The sequence below is a fragment of the Streptomyces sp. NPDC050738 genome, from assembly GCF_040654175.1.
GTDB lineage: Bacteria > Actinomycetota > Actinomycetes > Streptomycetales > Streptomycetaceae > Streptomyces.
Genome location: NZ_JBFAHN010000014.1, coordinates 140,089 through 156,003, shown reverse-complemented (window position 1 = coordinate 156,003; position 15,915 = coordinate 140,089). Strand labels below are relative to the sequence as shown.

Sequence of the window (15,915 nt, the reverse complement as noted above, 5' to 3'; positions counted from 1 at the left end):
GTTCCATGCGGGTCGGAGTCCTGACCGGAGGCGGCGACTGCCCCGGTCTCAACGCGGTCATCCGAGGCATCGTCCGCAAGGGCGTGCAGGAGTACGGCTACGACTTCACCGGGTTCAAGGACGGCTGGCGGGGCCCCCTGGAAGGCGCCACCGTCCGGCTCGACATCCCGGCGGTGCGCGGCATCCTGCCGCGCGGCGGCACCATCCTCGGGTCCTCGCGCACCAACCCGCTCAAGGCGGAGAACGGCATCCGCCGCGTCAAGGAGAACCTCGCCAAGTACGAGGTCGACTCGCTGATCGTGATCGGCGGGGAGGACACCCTGGGCGTGGCCGCCCGGCTGAACGACGAGTACGGCATCCCCTGCGTCGGCGTCCCCAAGACCATCGACAACGATCTCTCGGGCACGGACTACACCTTCGGCTTCGACACCGCCGTCGGCATCGCCACCGAGGCCATCGACCGCCTCCACACCACCGCCGAATCCCACATGCGCGTCCTGGTCGTCGAGGTCATGGGCCGCCACGCCGGCTGGATCGCGCTGCACTCCGGGCTCGCGGGCGGCGCCAACGTCATCCTCATCCCCGAGCAGCGCTTCGACCTCGACCAGGTCTGCGCCTGGGTGACCTCCCGCTTCAAGGCTTCGTACGCCCCGATCGTCGTCGTCGCCGAGGGCGCCATGCCCAAGGACGGCGACGCGGTCCTCAAGGACGGCACCCTCGACTCCTTCGGGCATGTCCGGCTCTCCGGTGTCGGCGAGTGGCTGGCCAAGGAGATCGAGAAGCGGACCGGCAAGGAGGCCCGTACGACCGTCCTCGGCCATGTCCAGCGCGGCGGCACCCCCAGCGCCTTCGATCGCTGGCTGGCGACCCGCTTCGGGCTCCATGCGATCGAGGCGGTGCGCGACGGCGACTTCGGCCGGATGGTCGCGCTGCGCGGCACGGACATCCTGCGCGTCCCCATCGCGGAGGCGACCGCGCGGCTCAAGACGGTGGATCCCTCGCTGTACAGCGAGGTGAGCGTCTTCTTCGGCTGAGCGGGGCCGGGCTATGGGCCGTATATTCGCGATATCCGGCCCATAGTCGTACGTTCCGGGAGTCAGCGTGGAAATCATTGCATTCGGTGTGCAGGCCGATGAGAAGCCGCTGATCGAAGCGGCCTTCGAAGGCCGCTACCCGATCCACTGCCTGGACACCTTCCTCAACGAGGACACCGCGCCCCTCGCCGCCGGACACCAGGTCGTCAGCTCCAGCGTCAACGGCATCCTGGACGCCCGCGTCCTGCGCATCCTGGCGGCGGGCGGCACCAAGCTGATCGCCCAGCGTTCCACCGGCTTCAACAACATCGACCTCGACGTCGCCAAGGAGCTGGGCCTCACCGTCGCCCGGGTCTCGTACTACTCGCCGTACTCGGTCGCCGAATTCGCCTGGACCCTCGCCATGGCGGTCAACCGCCGCATCGTCCGCGCATCGGCCCGCACCCGCGACTTCGACTTCCGGCTCGACGGGCTGATGGGGCGCGACATGCGCGGCCGTACGGTCGGCGTGCTCGGCACCGGCAAGATCGGCGAAGCGTTCACCCGAATCGCCCACGGCTTCGGCATGAACCTGCTCGGCTGGGACGTCGCACCGAACCCGGCCTGCGTGGAGCTCGGCATGAAGTACGTCGAGAAGGACGAACTCCTCGTCGAGTCCGACGTGATCACCCTGCACGTCCCGCTGCTGCCCTCGACGCACCACATCATCAACTCCGCCGCCCTGCGCTCCATGAAGGACGACGCGATCCTCATCAACTCCAGCCGCGGCGGGCTCATCGACAGCGAGGCGCTGGTCCACGAGCTGCGCCAGGGGCGTTTCGCGGGTGTGGGGCTCGATGTGTACGAGGCCGAGGCCGGTCTCTTCTACCTCGACAAGTCCCTGGAGGTCGTCGAGGACGACACCCTCGCCCGGCTCGTCACCTTCCCGAACGTGCTGGTCACCTCGCACCAGGCCTACTACACGGTCGACGCACTGGGCCAGATCATCGAGGCCACCGTCCAGAACGTCCAGGACTTCGAGGCCGGCCGGCGCAGCGAGAATGTCCTGGTCCCCGCCGCGCCGCAGGACTGACCGGCTATACGAGGACCCCCGCGAGCAGCGTCGCGGTGATCGCGGCCCCGTCCAGGGTCAGCACCGACTCCGGGTGGAACTGCACGCCGGCGAACCCGGGCCCGCGCAGCGCATGGATGTCGCCGCTCGCCGCATCCCGGCTCAACTCGACGCGGTGCAGCGCCAGTTCGGCCACCGTCTGCTCGTCGCAGCGGGCCGTGAAGCTGTTGTAGAAGCCGACCGCCTCCTCGCGCCCGAAGAAGTCGATCCGCTCCTGCGCGCCCTGGAACGGCACGTCCTTGCGTACGAGTTCCAGCCCCAGCTCCGCCGCGATCAGCTCATGGCCGAGGCAGACGCCGAGCAGTCCGCCCCGGTGCTCCCGGAGCAGGTCGGCCGCCAGCTCGCGCAGGAAGCGCATCTTCGGGTCGGTCGCGTCCGCCGGATTCCCGGGGCCGGGGCCGAGCACCACGGGCCCCTCGTGGGCGCGGACCGCATCGCGCAGCCCGGGCTCGTCGTAGCGCCGTACCGTCACCTCAAGGCCGGAGCCGCGCAGCAGATGCGCCAGCATCGAGGTGAAGGTGTCCTCCGCGTCCACCACCAGCGCGTGCCCGGTCAGCTCGGCCGCCGCCTCCTGCATCCGCAGCCAGAACGGCGCCAGATCCGCCCGCCGGGCAGCCAGCGCCGCCTGCACCCGCGGATCGTCCGCGAGCCGGGGGCGCTCGGCCTCGGCGGCCGGGCGCCCGGGACGTACACCCAGAGCCGCCAGCACACCGGCCGCCTTGGCGTGCGTCTCGGCGACCTCGCCCGCCGGATCCGAGTGCCGTACGAGCGTCGCGCCGACCGGGACCCGCAGCCGGCCCTCGTGGTCGATGTCGGCGGTACGGATCAGGATCGGCGAGTCCAGGGTCTGGGCGCCGCCCGCGTCCCGCCCGATCAGCGCCAGCGCGCCCGCGTAGTAGCCGCGCCCGCCGATCTCATGGCGTTCGATGACCCGGCAGGCGTTCTGCACCGGGGACCCGGTGACGGTCGCCGCGAACATCGTCTCCTTCAGCACCTCGCGCACGTCCAGGGAGCTGCGCCCCCTCAACTCGTACTCGGTGTGCGCGAGATGGGCCATCTCCTTGAGCCGCGGCCCGATCACCACCCCGCCCTTGTCGCCCACCGTGCACATCATCTTCAGCTCCTCGTCGACCACCATGGAGAGCTCCTCGGTCTCCTTGCGGTCACCCAGGAAGTCGAGCAGCGCCTCGGCGCTCGGCCCCTCGGGCGGGTAGCGGAAGGTGCCGCTGATGGGGTTCATGACGACCGTCCCGCCGGACATCCGCACATGCACCTCGGGGCTCGCGCCGACCAGCGTCCGCTCCCCGGTGTGCACGACGAAGGTCCAGTACGCGCCCTGCTCGCCGGTGAGCAGCCGCCGGAAGAGCGCGAGCGCGTCGGCTCTGCCGAAGCCGGGGATCTCGCCCGTGTACGTACGCCTGATGACGAAGTTGGCGCCCTCGCCCCGGCCGATCTCGTCCTCGATGACCCGCCCGACGATGCCCGCGTACTCCTCGTCGCCGACGTCGAAGGCACCGCCCTCCACCCGTACGTCGTGCGCGGGGAGCCGGGCGAGCACCTCGTCGAGGGGGAGCTCGTACGTCTCCTCGGGGACCAGCACGGACAGCGGCGTCCCGTCGTCGCGCACATCGAAGCCGCGCTCCCTGATCTGCCGGAACGGTACGAGGGCGAGCGCGCGGTCCGGGATGTCCGCGAGGCGCTCGGCCTCGCGGACGTCGCCGATCAGGACCTCCACGAGGTCGTGGTCGCGGCCCGGGGTGCGGCGGCGCAGCAGGGCGAAGGGCGGGCAGTCGGCGCCGAGGAGCTTCTCGATGATCGGAGAGGTGTTCATGGGTGCGGTTCCTTCCAGAGAATCCAGTGGAGAGGAACGGCCCGCGGAAACGGAAAAGGCCGCCCTCTGGGGGCGGCCTTCGCGAACGGTGTGTACGCGCAGTCAGTGGGCCGCCGGATGAGCGGTCCACCACCAATTCTGGGTCGTCTGCGTGAACATGGGCCCGACCCTAGCGCATCCGTCCGCGCCGTGTGGCGCTGTGTGGATCAGAACAGCAGGTTGTACGAACCCCAGCCGGTGCCTACCTGCACCCGCGGGGCGAAGGGCGCGGTGGTGCTGTAGACGCCCTTGTAGAGCCACAGACCGCCACTGGCATCGCGGGCGATCATGTCGGGCTTTCCGTCGCCGGAGAGGTCGCTCACGCCTACGAGGCTGTTGTAGGCGGACCAGCCCGAGCCGATCCTCACGCGCGGCTCGAAGGGCGCCGTGGTGCTGTTGGCGCCCTGGTAGAGCCAGAGCACGCCCGTGGAGTCGCGGGCGACCATGTCGGGCTTGCCGTCGCCGGTGATGTCCCCGGTGGCGACCATCGCGTTGTAGGCGTTCCAGCCGCTGCCGACCCGCACCCGCGGCTCGAACGGGGCGGAGGGGGTGCCGGTGCCCGCGTAGAACCAGAAGACACCGGTGGTGTCCCTGGCCAGCATGTCCGCCTTCCCGTCGCCGGTGACGTCACGGATGCCGACCAGGCTGCTGTACGCCCCCCAGCCCGAGCCCACCTTCAGGCGGGAGAGGAACGGCGAGGACGGGTTCCCGCTGCCCCGGTAGTACCAGAGCACCCCGGTCCCGGTCGTGTCGCGGGCCACCATGTCGCCGGTGCCGTCCGCGCGCAGCGCCGTCATGGGGGAGATGGCGTCGAAGCCCTGCCAGCCGCCGCCGACGCGGAAGCGCGTGTAGTACGGCGAGGCGGCGTTGCCGGTGCCCTGGTACTGCCATACGACGCCCGAGGTGTCCCGCGCCAGGATGTTGTAGCGGGTGGTGCCCGCGTCCGGGACGGTGCTCGCCACCTGCTGCACATCGGAGGCCTTCAGCCAGGCGATGCGGTGGTTGTAGCGGATCGGGTAGAAGGAGTTGGTGCCCTTGACCAGGGTCCGCGATCCGACGCCCGTGCCGTCCGCGGTCCCGCCGAAGTAGTAGTCGCCGGTCACGGGCGCACCGGCGAGTGCGTACTTCTGGCCGGCCGGGATCGTGTACTTGGTCAGCGAGGCGGAGTTGCTGGTCTGGACGGGGACGTTGGTGCCCGCGTACGCGGCGTCCTCGGGGTACGCGCGACCGTAGACCGGGATGGACGTGGCCCCGGCCTTGGCCGTGATCACCGTCTGGGAGGTCTTGCCGACGGGGGCCGTGAACTGGCCGCCCGGGTTGGAGAACCAGGCCTTCTGGCCGCCGTACCAGACGGCGGTCCAGTTGTCCTGGGCCTCGGCGACGACGTAGGAACCGCCCGCGACCAGCTTGTTGGACCAGTTGGGGGCGTCGGTGGACGTCTGCGTGCCCAGGTACGCGTCGGTGAGCGGCTTGCCGCTGGTCGACGGAGTCGCGTACAGGTAGCCGAAGTTGGCGGGCTGGGTGGCGACGGCCTTGCCGCCGTAGGTCAGCTTGGGCTGGTTGGCGCTGGTGAACGGCGGTACGTAGCGGACCAGTTCACCTGCCTTGAGCGGGCCGCCGGCGCCGCTGGCGCCCGTGGGGGCACCGACCAGCGTCATGTAGTGGTTCCAGTCCCAGAAGGGGCCCGGGTCCCAGTGCTGGCCGCCGACATTGGCGTCCAGAGGACCGGGCACCTCGTCGTGGCCGATGATGTGCTCGCGGTCCAGCGGGATGGAGAACTTGGCCGCCAGGTACTTCACCAGGGTCGCCGAGGACTCGTACTGCGGCTCGGTGTACCAGCTGCCCGCCTTGATGGCGTAGCCCTCGTGCTCGATGCCGATGGCGTGCATGTTCACGGTCTTGTTGGCCGCGTGCCAGGCCTCGTCCTTCGTCTGCACCATCTGCGTGACCAGGCCGTCGGAGGCCCGGATCAGGTAGTGGGTGGACGTGTAGGTGGCCTTGTTCTGGAAGGTCGCGAGGGCTCCGGCGTAGCTGCCCTCGGTGTCGTGGATGACGATCTGGCGGATGTCCGCGCCGTTGGCGGGGCGGTTGGCGACGTTGTAGTTGCCGTAGTCGTCAGGAGCGCCGTTGGCGCCGTAGCCGGCCGGGACGAAGTTGCAGTTCAGCGTGGTCGGGCACTCAGGTGCGGGCGCCGCGGCCGTGCTCGCGTACGTCGCCGCGAGGGGCAGCTTCGAGGGCTTGACCGGGGTCACCGAGGGCTCGGCGGCGAGCGTCAGCCGCTGGCCGTCGGCGGTCAGCCGGCTCTCGCCGGTCCTGATCGAGTCGAAGACGCGCGTCGCGAAGAGCTGGGCGCCCTTGGCGTCGGGCGACTGGCTGTAACGGGCGACGGCCGGATACCACTTGCCCGCGTCCTGCGACAGAGAGGCGCCGGATTCGCGCTGGTACTCGGCGAGCAGCGCCGCGCCCGCGCGGATGGACCGTGCGGAGTCCGTCTTCAGCGAGTCCGCCGGGGCGTCGATCAGCTTGGCGGCCTTTTCGAGGGTGTGCAGCCGGGGGTCCGAGGTGTCGACCGTCGCCGGTGCGGCCTGCAGCGCGCGCTTGGCGTTGAAATGCTTCGTGACGGTCGGGTCGCCGCTCATGTTGAGGTGCGAGAGCCGGTCGTCGGTGCTCGGCTGCTCCACGTCCTGCGGGATCACCCGGGTCAGGCCCATGACGTTGTAGGCGCCGGTCGTGCTCGGCAGCCCGTCGTGCGTCTCCCAGAGCGTCTGCCGGTACGAGACCGCCATGAGCACGCTCTGCGGTACGTCGTACTCCTTCGCGGCGTCCGCGAACTGCGCCTGCAGCGACGCGGGGGCGGCCGGCTTCCCGTCGGACGGCGACTCCGGCGAGGCGACGGCCACGGTCGTGATCGCGCCGGCGGCCACCAGGGCCGCGGCGACGCCGTACGCAACGAACTGCTTCTTGCGGTCTCTTCTGTGTCTTCGGTTCAACACGCACCCCACCGATCGCCTGAATCACTCGTGAAAACCGCGTGAGAGTAGCAGTTACCGGAGTGACAGGTGGGCGTCTCAGCCACTGAGCACGGCGAAAAGCAGTGGACGCGACCCCGTAATGTGGAGCGCGTGACCGTGAACGTAAACACCTGGCGAGACCTTCCCGCGGCGCAGCAGCCCGAGTACCCCGATGCCGAGGCTCTGCGCGATGTGATCGCGGACCTCGAGTCGTATCCGCCGCTCGTCTTCGCGGGCGAGTGCGACCAGCTGCGTGCCCGACTGGGAGCCGTCGCCAAGGGCGAGGCGTTCCTTCTGCAGGGCGGCGACTGCGCCGAGGCCTTCGACGCCGTATCCGCAGACCACATCCGTGCCAAGCTCAAGACCCTGCTCCAGATGAGCGCCGTCCTGACCTACGCGGCCTCCGTGCCGGTGGTCAAGGTCGGCCGCATCGCCGGGCAGTACTCCAAGCCGCGCTCCAAGGGCACCGAGACCCGCGACGGCGTGACGCTGCCCACCTACCGCGGCGACTCCGTCAACGGCTTCGGCTTCGACGAGAAGTCCCGTATCCCGGACCCCGAGCGCCTCAAGCGGATGTACAACGCCTCCGCCTCCACGCTCAACCTGGTGCGCGCCTTCACCACCGGCGGTTACGCCGACCTGCGCCAGGTGCACGCCTGGAACCAGGACTTCGTGAAGTCGTCCCCCTCCGGGCAGCGCTACGAGCAGCTGGCCCGCGAGATCGACAACGCGCTGAACTTCATGAAGGCCTGCGGCACCGACCCGGCCGAGTTCAAGGCGGTCGAGTTCTACGCCTCGCACGAGGCGCTGCTGCTCGACTACGAATCGGCGCTGACCCGCACCGATTCGCGTACGGGCAAGCTCTACGACACCTCCGGCCACATGGTCTGGGTCGGCGAGCGCACCCGGCAGCTGGACCACGCGCACATCGAGTTCGCGGCCCAGATCCGCAACCCGATCGGTGTGAAGCTCGGCCCGACCACCACCCCGGAGGACGCGCTCACCTACATCGAGCGCCTCGACCCCGACCGCGAGCCCGGCCGCCTGACCTTCATCGTCCGCATGGGCGCAGACAAGGTCCGCGACAAGCTGCCGAACCTGGTCGAGAAGGTCACCGCGTCCGGTGCCCAGGTCGTCTGGGTCACCGACCCGATGCACGGCAACACCTTCGAGGCCGCCTCGGGCCACAAGACCCGCCGCTTCGACGACGTGCTCGACGAGGTCAAGGGCTTCTTCGAGGTCCACAAGGGTCTGGGTACGCACCCGGGCGGCATCCACGTCGAGCTCACCGGTGACGACGTCACCGAGTGCGTGGGCGGCGGCGACGAGATCTTCGTCGACGACCTCCACCAGCGCTACGAGACGGCCTGCGACCCGCGCCTCAACCGCAGCCAGTCCCTGGACCTGGCGTTCCTGGTCGCCGAGATGTACCGCGACCAGTAGGAATCACGCGACAAGGGCCGTGGGGCGCGGATCACATCGATCCGGACCCCACGGCCCTTTTACGTCTCGCACGCGGCGGGTAAGGTTAGGTTAGCCTCACCGATTAATCGGGACGGGCGTTACTTATCGATCCCGTCGGGAGGTGAACCGCGTGTACGTCTGCTCGTGCTTCGGCGTCACCGAGAAGCAGGTCAAGCAGCACGCGGACGCGGGTGCCTGCACCCCGCGGCAGATAGCCTCCGCCTGCAAGGCCGGCACCGACTGCGGCGGCTGCGTACGACGGATCCAGGCCCTCCTCGGCCGGGGCGCCTGCCCGCAGCGCGAGCTCATCGACCAGGGTGTACCGGCCCTGGCGGCAGCGCAGGAACTGGCGGCCGAGCCGGAGCGCCTGGACCTTCCCGAAGCCGCCTGAGCGCCTACGCGCCGCTCGGCTGCTCGATCAGCTGCGCGATGTAGAGCGGCTCTCCGAGCTTCTCCACCAGCTCCAGCTGGGTGTCGAGATAGTCGATGTGGTGCTCCTCGTCCGCGAGGATCGACTCGAAGATGTTCGCCGACGTGATGTCGCCCTTGCCCCGCATGACCTCGATGCCGCGCTTGAGGCGGTCGATGGCCTCCAGCTCGACCTGGCGGTCGGCCTGGAACATCTCGGTGACCGTCTGGCCGACCCGTACATGGAAGAGCCGCTGGTAGTTCGGCAGGCCGTCCAGGAAGAGGATCCGGTCGGTGAGCACCTCCGCGTGCTTCATCTCGTCGATCGACTCGGAACGGGTGTACGCCGCGAGCTTCGTCCAGCCGAAGTTCTCCTGCATCTTCGCGTGCAGGAAGTACTGGTTGATGGCGGTGAGTTCGGCGGTCAGCTGCTCGTTGAGGAACTCGATGACCTCGGTGTCGCCCTGCATCGCAGAGGCTCCTTCCAAACGGTGAACCAGGCAGGTTTCGCGCATCCTTGCATCGCGCTCCTGGGCCGTCCAGTAAGTACACGCTTAGTCGGAGTTGCCCGGATCCCAAGGGTGGCTGGTCATGACCACCCCGTGCTGTCTGTCACCATGGAGGCATGGATCAGTCCGAGCTTCCGCCGGGACAACGGCTGCAGCGTGGCTGGCCGGTGACGCACTACGGGCCCGTGCCGAAGTTCAAGCCCGAGCGCTGGGAATTCCGGGTCTTCGGGGCCACCGCCGACGGCGACAAACACTGCTGGAACCACGAGGAGTTCTCGGCGCTGCCGTTCTCCTCGGTCGTCGCCGATCTGCACTGCGTCACGAAATTCTCGATGCTGGGAGCCGAATGGGGCGGCGTGCTCGCCCGTACGCTCACCGAGCTCGCACCGCCGGCGCCCGATGTCACGCATGTCATGGTCTGGGCCGAGTACGGCTACAGCGCCAATATGCGGCTCGAGGACTTCACCGCGGAGCGCACGCTCTTCGCCACCCACAAGGCCGGTGACCTGCTCACCGCGGAGCACGGCTTCCCGCTGCGCCTGGTGGTCCCGCATCTGTACGCCTGGAAGGGGCCCAAGTGGGTCCGCGGCGTCGAGTACATGACGGCGGACCGCCGGGGCTTCTGGGAGGAGCGGGGCTACCACAACCTCGGCGACCCCTGGCGCGAGCAGCGCTACTCGTACCAGGAAGAGCTGGGCGAAGGCCCGGAGTTGTAGGGGCCCTGCCGCCAGTGGCCGCCGCGTGATCAGTGGTGGTACCGGTGGACCACCGCATGGCCCTTGCCGCGGCCGATCATCCACTTGTTGACCGGGGTGGTGACGAGGAAGGCCAGGGCCAGGGAGGCGGCGAGCGCGCCCCAGAAGAGGGCGTCGGCGAGGGTGGCGTCCATGGCGTCGGGCCACAGGGCGATCACTCCGTTGTCGATCAGCTCCATCACGGCGATCGAGAGGGTGTCGGCGGCCAGGGCGACCTTGAAGGCTGTCTTGAAGTCGACGCCCGCCTTGGTGACGGAGCGCAGGGTCAGGGCGTATCCGAAGAAGAACGCCAGGACGATCGCGGTGATCATCGTCGGCATGTTGCCCCAGCCGAGCGCGGTGCCGATGACCATGCCGAGGATCTCGCCGATGGCGCAGCCCGTGAGGCAGTGGAGTGTGGCCTGGGCGGCCATGGACCAGCTGACCTTGCCGGTGCCCGCGCCGTGGTGCTGGTGAGCGGAATGGTCGGAGTGCGCCGTGTGGTCGCCGTGCGCTGTGTGGTCGTGCTCGGCATGCGTCTCGTGCTGCATGGCTGGGCCCCCATCGCCGGATAGCGGTTCCTGTCGATGACAGGAACCGTATACCCCCCAGGGGTATTCCCTCAAGGGCGCAGCGACTTCAGCAGCGCCACGTCCGCCGCATGTCCCTCCGGGCCGCCGGGGGTCTCGATGATCAGCGGAACGCCCTCGGTCGCCGGGTGCGAGAGCAGCTCGCGGAAAGGCTCCTCCCCGATGTGACCTGCGCCGATGTTCTCGTGACGGTCCTTGTGCGCCCCGGTCACGTCCTTGGAGTCATTGGCGTGGATCAGCTGGAGACGGCCCTCGCCGACCGTGTCCACGAGCAGATCGAGGGTCTCCTTCATCCCGCCGGGACCGGCGAGATCGTGGCCCGCGGCGAAGATGTGGCAGGTGTCCAGGCAGACACCCAGCTTCGGATGCGAGTCGAGCGCTTCGAAGTACGGGCCGAAGTCCCAGGTGCGCGAGCAGAGCGAGGAGCCCTGGCCGGCCGTCGACTCCAGGAGCAGGGCCGGGTCGTCGTCGTGGGTGAGTTCGTCGAGCAGGGGCAGCAGATGGGTGCGCACCTGGGCGAGCGCCTCGGCGCGGGGGCGGCCGCCGGTCGCCGAACCGGTGTGCACCACCACGCCCAGCGCGCCGATCTCGCGGCCGCGGCGCAGCGAGTGGCGCAGCGAATCCACGGACTTCTCCACGGTCGCCTCGGTGTGCGAGCCGAAGTTGATCAGATACGGGGCGTGGACGTACGCCGGGATCGCCGCCGCCTCGCACTCGGACCTGAACTGCTCGTCCTGGGCCGGGTTCCCGTCCGGGGTGGCCCAGCCGCGCGGGTTGGCCACGAAGACCTGGACGGTCTCGGCGCCGAGCTCGCGGGCGTACGGAAGGCCGACCTTGGCGAGGCCGCCGGCCACGGGGACATGGCCGCCGATGGGATTGCGCATGAGGTGGATCAGAGTCCCTTGGTCTTGATGGTGATGGTGTCGCCCTGCAGGGCCGTCTCGCCGCCCTCGACGGACTGGCTCGCGATGGTGTCGGAGAGGAAGGGGAAGGGGCGGTCGACCTTGACCTCGAAGCCCGCCGCCTTCAGGTCCTTCGTCGCCTCGTCGATGCTCTCGCCGGTGACGTCGGGGACCTCGATCTCCTTGGGGCCCTTGGAGATGGTGAGGGTGATGGTGTCGCCCGTCGCCGCCTGCGCGCCCTCGTCCGGGGACTGCGTGGCCACGGAACCCTCGTCCTCGGGGGAGTTGACCTGCTCCGGCGCGATGGCGACCTTGAACCCCTCGTCCTCGAGGGCGGAGCGGGCGTCGTCCTCGGCATCACCGATCACGGACGGGACCTCGACCGGGGAGCCCTTGGAGACGGTGAGGGCCACGGCGGAGTCCGCCCTGCGCTCGGTGCCCGGGGCCGGATCCGTACGGATGACACTGCCCTGGTCGGCGTCCTCGCTGAACTCCCGGGTGACCAGGCCGGGGGCCAGGCCCTTCCGCTTGAGCTCCGCCCGGGCGTCGGCGAGGGACTTGCCCGTGACGTCGGGGACCGTCACGGTCCGGGGGCCGTCGGAGACGGTGAGGCCCACCGCGCCGTTGTCGCGGATACGGCTGCCCGACGCGGGGTCGGAGGCCATGACGGTGCCGCGCGTGTAGCTGTCGCTGTAGTCGTGCTCGACCTTCTTCACGTCGAGCCCGGCCGAGGCGAGCCGCGACTTGGCTTCCTTCTGGGTCTGGCCCAGGAGCGAAGGAACGCGGGTGAACTGGCCCGAGTTGATGTACCAGACGCCGGCGCCCAGGCCGAGGACGAGCAGGACGACAGCGGTGACGATCGCGATCGGGCCACGTCTGCTGCGCCGCTGCCGCTGCCGCGCGGGGTGCGCCGGATACGGCGGCTGAGGTGCGTCGGGCGCCAGGGGCGCCATCTCCAGGCGGCTGGTGCGGTGGACGGCGTCCTCGGGGGGCAGGGCGCGCGGAATCACGCTCGTACGGTCCTCGGTGCCGCTCTGCTCGATGGTCCTGGCCTGCGGCGGGACCGCGTCCAGCTGATCGTCGGAGAGCGTGGCGCGGGCTTCCTGGGCCATGCCGAGCAGCGCCACCGCGTCGTACGGGCGGAGCTCCTGATTGCGGGCGGTCGCGGCCGCGACCAGGTCGTCGAGGGCGGCCGCGAGGCCGGGCACGGAGGCGGACGGCGGGGGCACGTCCTCGTTCAGGTGGCGGTAGAGGACCTGGGCCGGGGTCTCGCCGGTGTGCGGCTTGGCGCCGGTCAGCATCTCGTACAGCACGACACCGCAGGCATAGACGTCCGCGCGGGGGTCGGCCGTACCGTGCTCGATCTGCTCCGGCGCCAGATAGGAGACCGTGCCGAGCAGGGTGCCTGTGGTGCTCGTCACCGTGTCCACGGCCAGTACGAGACCGAAGTCGGCGACCTTGACCCGGCCGTCGTCCCCTATCAGGACGTTCTCCGGCTTCATGTCGCGGTGGACGAAACCGGCGCGGTGGGCGGCGCCGAGCGCGGCCAGGACCGGCTCCAGGATGTCCAGGGCGGCGCGCGGCTGCAGAGCGCCGCGCTCGCGCAGCACGTCGCGCAGGGTGCACCCGGCGACGTACTCCATCGCGAGATAGACGTACGCGCCCTGCGCACCCTGGTCGAAGACGCCGACCACATTGGGGTGCGCGAGGCGCGCGACGGACTTGGCCTCGCGGATGAACCGCTCGACGAAAGCGGCGTCGGCGGCGAGGGCCGGGTGCATCACCTTGAGGGCGAGCACGCGGTCGAGGCGGGTGTCGACGGCCCGGTAGACCGTGGCCATGCCACCGACGGCGATGCGCGCCTCCACCCGGTAGCGGCCGTCGAGCAGCTGCCCGACCAGGGGGTCCTGAAGGGTCGTATCCACGCAGCGAGTCTACGAGGCGGGGCTGACACCCTGGTCCGGGCAGGTGCCGTCGGTGCCGGACTGAAGCCGAGCTGTGACAGGGACGGAGCCCCGGGGCTCAGAACGCCGGCCGCTCCGGGTCCAGCTCCGCCCGCCCCTCCGCAGGGGACGACGCCTCCGCGAAATGGCGGCGCGGGATGCGGCCGGCCCGGTACGCGAGCCGGCCCGCCTCCACCCCGTGGCGCATCGCCTCCGCCATCAGCACCGGCTCCTGGGCCCGCGTGACCGCCGAGGCCAGCATCACCGCCGCGCACCCCAGCTCCATGGCGAGCGTCACATCGGACGCGGTGCCCGCGCCCGCGTCCAGGATCACCGGGACCCCGGCCCGTTCGGTGATCAGCTGGAAGTTGTGCGGGTTGCGGATGCCGAGCCCCGAGCCGATCGGGGAGCCCAGCGGCATGATCGCCGCGCAGCCGACGTCCTCCAGCTTCCGGGCCAGGACCGGGTCGTCGTTGGTGTACGGAAGGACCGTGAAGCCGTCGTCCACGAGGGTCTCCGCGGCGTCCAGGAGCTCGATCGGGTCGGGCAGCAGCGTGCGCTCGTCCGCGACCACCTCCAGCTTGATCCAGTCCGTGCCCAGCGCCTCACGGGCGAGGCGCGCGGTCAGCACCGCCTCGCCCGCCGTGAAGCAGCCCGCCGTGTTCGGCAGGACCCGGATCGAGAGGCGGTCCAGTACGGAAAGCACCGAACCCTGGACCGTCGGGTCCAGGCGCCGCATCGCCACGGTCGTCAGCTCGGTGCCGGACGCGACGAGGGCGCGCTCCAGTACGTCCAGGCTGGGTGCGCCGCCCGTTCCCATGATCAGGCGCGAGGTGAAGGCGGTGCCCGCGACGGTCAGCTGGTCGTCGGCCATGGTCAGCCCCCCTGGACTGCGGTGAGGATCTCGACACGGTCGCCGTCGCCGAGCGCGGTGGCGGGCCACTGCCCGCGCGGTACGACCGTCTCGTTGACGGCCGCCGCGACGCCGGAGGGTGCCGCGCTGAGCGTGGCGACCAGCAGGTCGAGGGTGGTCCCCGGTGTGAGGGTGCGGGCGTCCCCGTTGACCGAGATGTTCATACGGACTGCTCCTGTCGTACGAGGGGGAAGCGCCGGGGCGTGAACGGCCGCGCCTCTTCGGGGAGTTCACCGGTGACCAGCACATGCGCCATGACGTCGCCGGTCACCGGCGTCAGGAGCACCCCGTTGCGGAAGTGCCCGGTGGCCAGGTGCAGCCCAGGTACCTCGGTGGGGCCGAGCAGCGGAGCGTTGTCGGGGGAGCCAGGGCGGAGCCCGGCCCGGGTCTCGGTGAGGGGGAGTTCCGTGATGCCGGGGACGAGTTCATGGGCGTCGCGCAGCAGCTCGTACACCCCGCCCGCCGTGACCGTGGTGTCCCAGCCGAGCTCCTCGCTGGTCGCGCCGACGACGAGCTCGCCGTTCTCGCGCGGCACGAGATAGATGTGGCTGCCCCGGACCACGGCCCGCACCGTCCGCGAGAGGAAGGGCGCGTACGCGGGCGGCACCGTCAGCCGCAGGACCTGGCCCTTCACCGGGCGTACGGCGACGTCCGCGAGCCGCCCGCTGAGGCTGCCCGCGGCCACCACCACCTGGTCGGCGGCCAGCTCCGTGCCGTCGGTGAGAACCGCGCCCGCGGCCCGGTCGCGTACGAGAGCGAGCCGCTCCACCCAACCGCGGTGGAAGACGACCCCGGCCCGCTCGCACGCCACCACCAGCGCCGCGGTCAGCCGCCGCGGATCGACCTGGTGGTCGCCGTCGACCCGCAGGCCCCCACGTACGCCCGGCGCGAGCATTGGCTCCAGGCGCCGGCACTCGCGCCCCGTGAGCCACTCCGATTCGAGGCCCGAGCGGCGCTGCAGGGCGTGCAGTTCGCGCAGGTGGGCGCGGTCGTCGGTGTCCAGGGCGACCGCGAGGGTGCCGCAGGTGCGGTAGCCGATGTCGCGCCCCGAGGCCTCTTCCAGCTCGGCGGCGAAGGCCGGATAGCGTGCGGCGGAGGCCACGTTGAGGGCGAGCAGGGTCTCCTCGCCGTAGTGCAGCTCGGTGACGGCGGCGAGCATGCCCGCCGCGACCTGCGCGGCACCGCCGCCGGGTTCGGGGTCGGCGAGCGCGGTCCGCAGCCCGCGCTGCGCCGCCCGCCAGGCCGTGACGAGACCGATGATCCCGCCTCCGACCACGAGAACATCTGAAGAGTTACGTGGATGCATGGGCGTCCAGCCCCTCCCTTCGCCGGCATGACCCGGATCAGGTTCGTACGGTCGGAGGCCGCCCAGCCTCCCTCTCAGCCCGGTGCGTCCGGGCTCCCGCGAGTGCCTTACGGTGGCCAC

Annotated in this window: 15 protein-coding genes and 1 riboswitch; of the genes, 5 read left to right on the top strand and 10 right to left on the bottom strand. The window is 70.4% G+C overall.

The genetic code is table 11. The annotated features are described in order from the left end of the window. The first annotated feature begins 5 nt into the window (after positions 1 to 5). Positions 6 to 1,034 (top strand): 6-phosphofructokinase, encoded by a 1,029-nt coding sequence (locus tag AB0H78_RS29850; RefSeq protein WP_363237754.1) that lies wholly within the window; start codon positions 6 to 8, stop codon positions 1,032 to 1,034. Between the two features lie 67 nt (positions 1,035 to 1,101). Next, the gene (locus AB0H78_RS29845) at positions 1,102 to 2,106 is read left to right on the top strand and encodes a 2-hydroxyacid dehydrogenase (RefSeq protein ID WP_363237753.1); all 1,005 of its coding nucleotides are present in this window, start codon (positions 1,102 to 1,104) and stop codon (positions 2,104 to 2,106) included. Between the two features lie 4 nt (positions 2,107 to 2,110). Here the strand turns inward: AB0H78_RS29845 and AB0H78_RS29840 are convergent, their stop codons facing one another. The 3 genes from AB0H78_RS29840 to AB0H78_RS29830 form a co-directional block, all read right to left on the bottom strand. Then, entirely contained in the window at positions 2,111 to 3,976 is a 1,866-nt protein-coding gene (locus AB0H78_RS29840) for an anthranilate synthase family protein (protein WP_363237752.1), read from the bottom strand. Between the two features lie 102 nt (positions 3,977 to 4,078). After that, positions 4,079 to 4,135, bottom strand: coding sequence for a trp operon leader peptide (locus AB0H78_RS29835; protein WP_123954659.1), 57 nt, complete (start codon positions 4,133 to 4,135; stop codon positions 4,079 to 4,081). A 47-nt stretch (positions 4,136 to 4,182) separates the two neighbouring features. Beyond that, entirely contained in the window at positions 4,183 to 7,005 is a 2,823-nt protein-coding gene (locus AB0H78_RS29830) for an N-acetylmuramoyl-L-alanine amidase (protein WP_363237751.1), read from the bottom strand. Positions 7,006 to 7,137: 132 nt separating this feature from the next. On the opposite strand from AB0H78_RS29830, the gene AB0H78_RS29825 reads away from it, so the two are divergent. Together AB0H78_RS29825 and AB0H78_RS29820 are read left to right on the top strand one after the other, a co-directional pair. Beyond that, on the top strand, positions 7,138 to 8,469 hold the full coding sequence (locus tag AB0H78_RS29825) for a class II 3-deoxy-7-phosphoheptulonate synthase (RefSeq protein WP_363237750.1): 1,332 nt from the start codon (positions 7,138 to 7,140) through the stop codon (positions 8,467 to 8,469). Positions 8,470 to 8,611: 142 nt separating this feature from the next. Further along, complete coding sequence (locus AB0H78_RS29820; RefSeq protein ID WP_363237749.1) at positions 8,612 to 8,881, top strand: (2Fe-2S)-binding protein; 270 nt, start codon at positions 8,612 to 8,614, stop codon at positions 8,879 to 8,881. A gap of 4 nt (positions 8,882 to 8,885) precedes the next feature. On the opposite strand, the gene bfr is transcribed toward AB0H78_RS29820, so the two are convergent. Next, positions 8,886 to 9,368, bottom strand: coding sequence for a bacterioferritin (bfr, locus tag AB0H78_RS29815; protein ID WP_363237748.1), 483 nt, complete (start codon positions 9,366 to 9,368; stop codon positions 8,886 to 8,888). A 155-nt stretch (positions 9,369 to 9,523) separates the two neighbouring features. On the opposite strand from bfr, the gene AB0H78_RS29810 reads away from it, so the two are divergent. Then, a complete protein-coding gene (locus tag AB0H78_RS29810; RefSeq protein WP_363237747.1) occupies positions 9,524 to 10,123 on the top strand; it encodes a sulfite oxidase-like oxidoreductase in 600 nt (199 codons plus the stop codon). A gap of 29 nt (positions 10,124 to 10,152) precedes the next feature. Here AB0H78_RS29810 and AB0H78_RS29805 read toward each other — a convergent pair whose 3' ends face one another. The 6 genes from AB0H78_RS29805 to thiO form a co-directional block, all read right to left on the bottom strand. After that, the gene (locus AB0H78_RS29805) at positions 10,153 to 10,692 is read right to left on the bottom strand and encodes a DUF4396 domain-containing protein (protein WP_363237746.1); all 540 of its coding nucleotides are present in this window, start codon (positions 10,690 to 10,692) and stop codon (positions 10,153 to 10,155) included. 71 nt (positions 10,693 to 10,763) lie between these two features. Further along, complete coding sequence (locus AB0H78_RS29800) at positions 10,764 to 11,615, bottom strand: deoxyribonuclease IV (RefSeq protein ID WP_363237745.1); 852 nt, start codon at positions 11,613 to 11,615, stop codon at positions 10,764 to 10,766. An 8-nt stretch (positions 11,616 to 11,623) separates the two neighbouring features. Next, a complete protein-coding gene (gene pknB, locus AB0H78_RS29795; RefSeq protein ID WP_363237744.1) occupies positions 11,624 to 13,558 on the bottom strand; it encodes a Stk1 family PASTA domain-containing Ser/Thr kinase in 1,935 nt (644 codons plus the stop codon). A 97-nt stretch (positions 13,559 to 13,655) separates the two neighbouring features. After that, a complete protein-coding gene (locus AB0H78_RS29790) occupies positions 13,656 to 14,450 on the bottom strand; it encodes a thiazole synthase (RefSeq protein WP_363237743.1) in 795 nt (264 codons plus the stop codon). A 2-nt stretch (positions 14,451 to 14,452) separates the two neighbouring features. Continuing rightward, on the bottom strand, positions 14,453 to 14,653 hold the full coding sequence (gene thiS / locus AB0H78_RS29785) for a sulfur carrier protein ThiS (RefSeq protein ID WP_363237742.1): 201 nt from the start codon (positions 14,651 to 14,653) through the stop codon (positions 14,453 to 14,455). Beyond that, a complete protein-coding gene (gene thiO, locus AB0H78_RS29780; protein WP_363237741.1) occupies positions 14,650 to 15,795 on the bottom strand; it encodes a glycine oxidase ThiO in 1,146 nt (381 codons plus the stop codon). Before thiO ends, thiS begins: the two co-directional genes overlap by 4 nt. Continuing rightward, a riboswitch (TPP riboswitch) is annotated at positions 15,793 to 15,905 on the bottom strand. Its footprint overlaps the gene before it by 3 nt. Positions 15,906 to 15,915 lie beyond the last annotated feature (10 nt).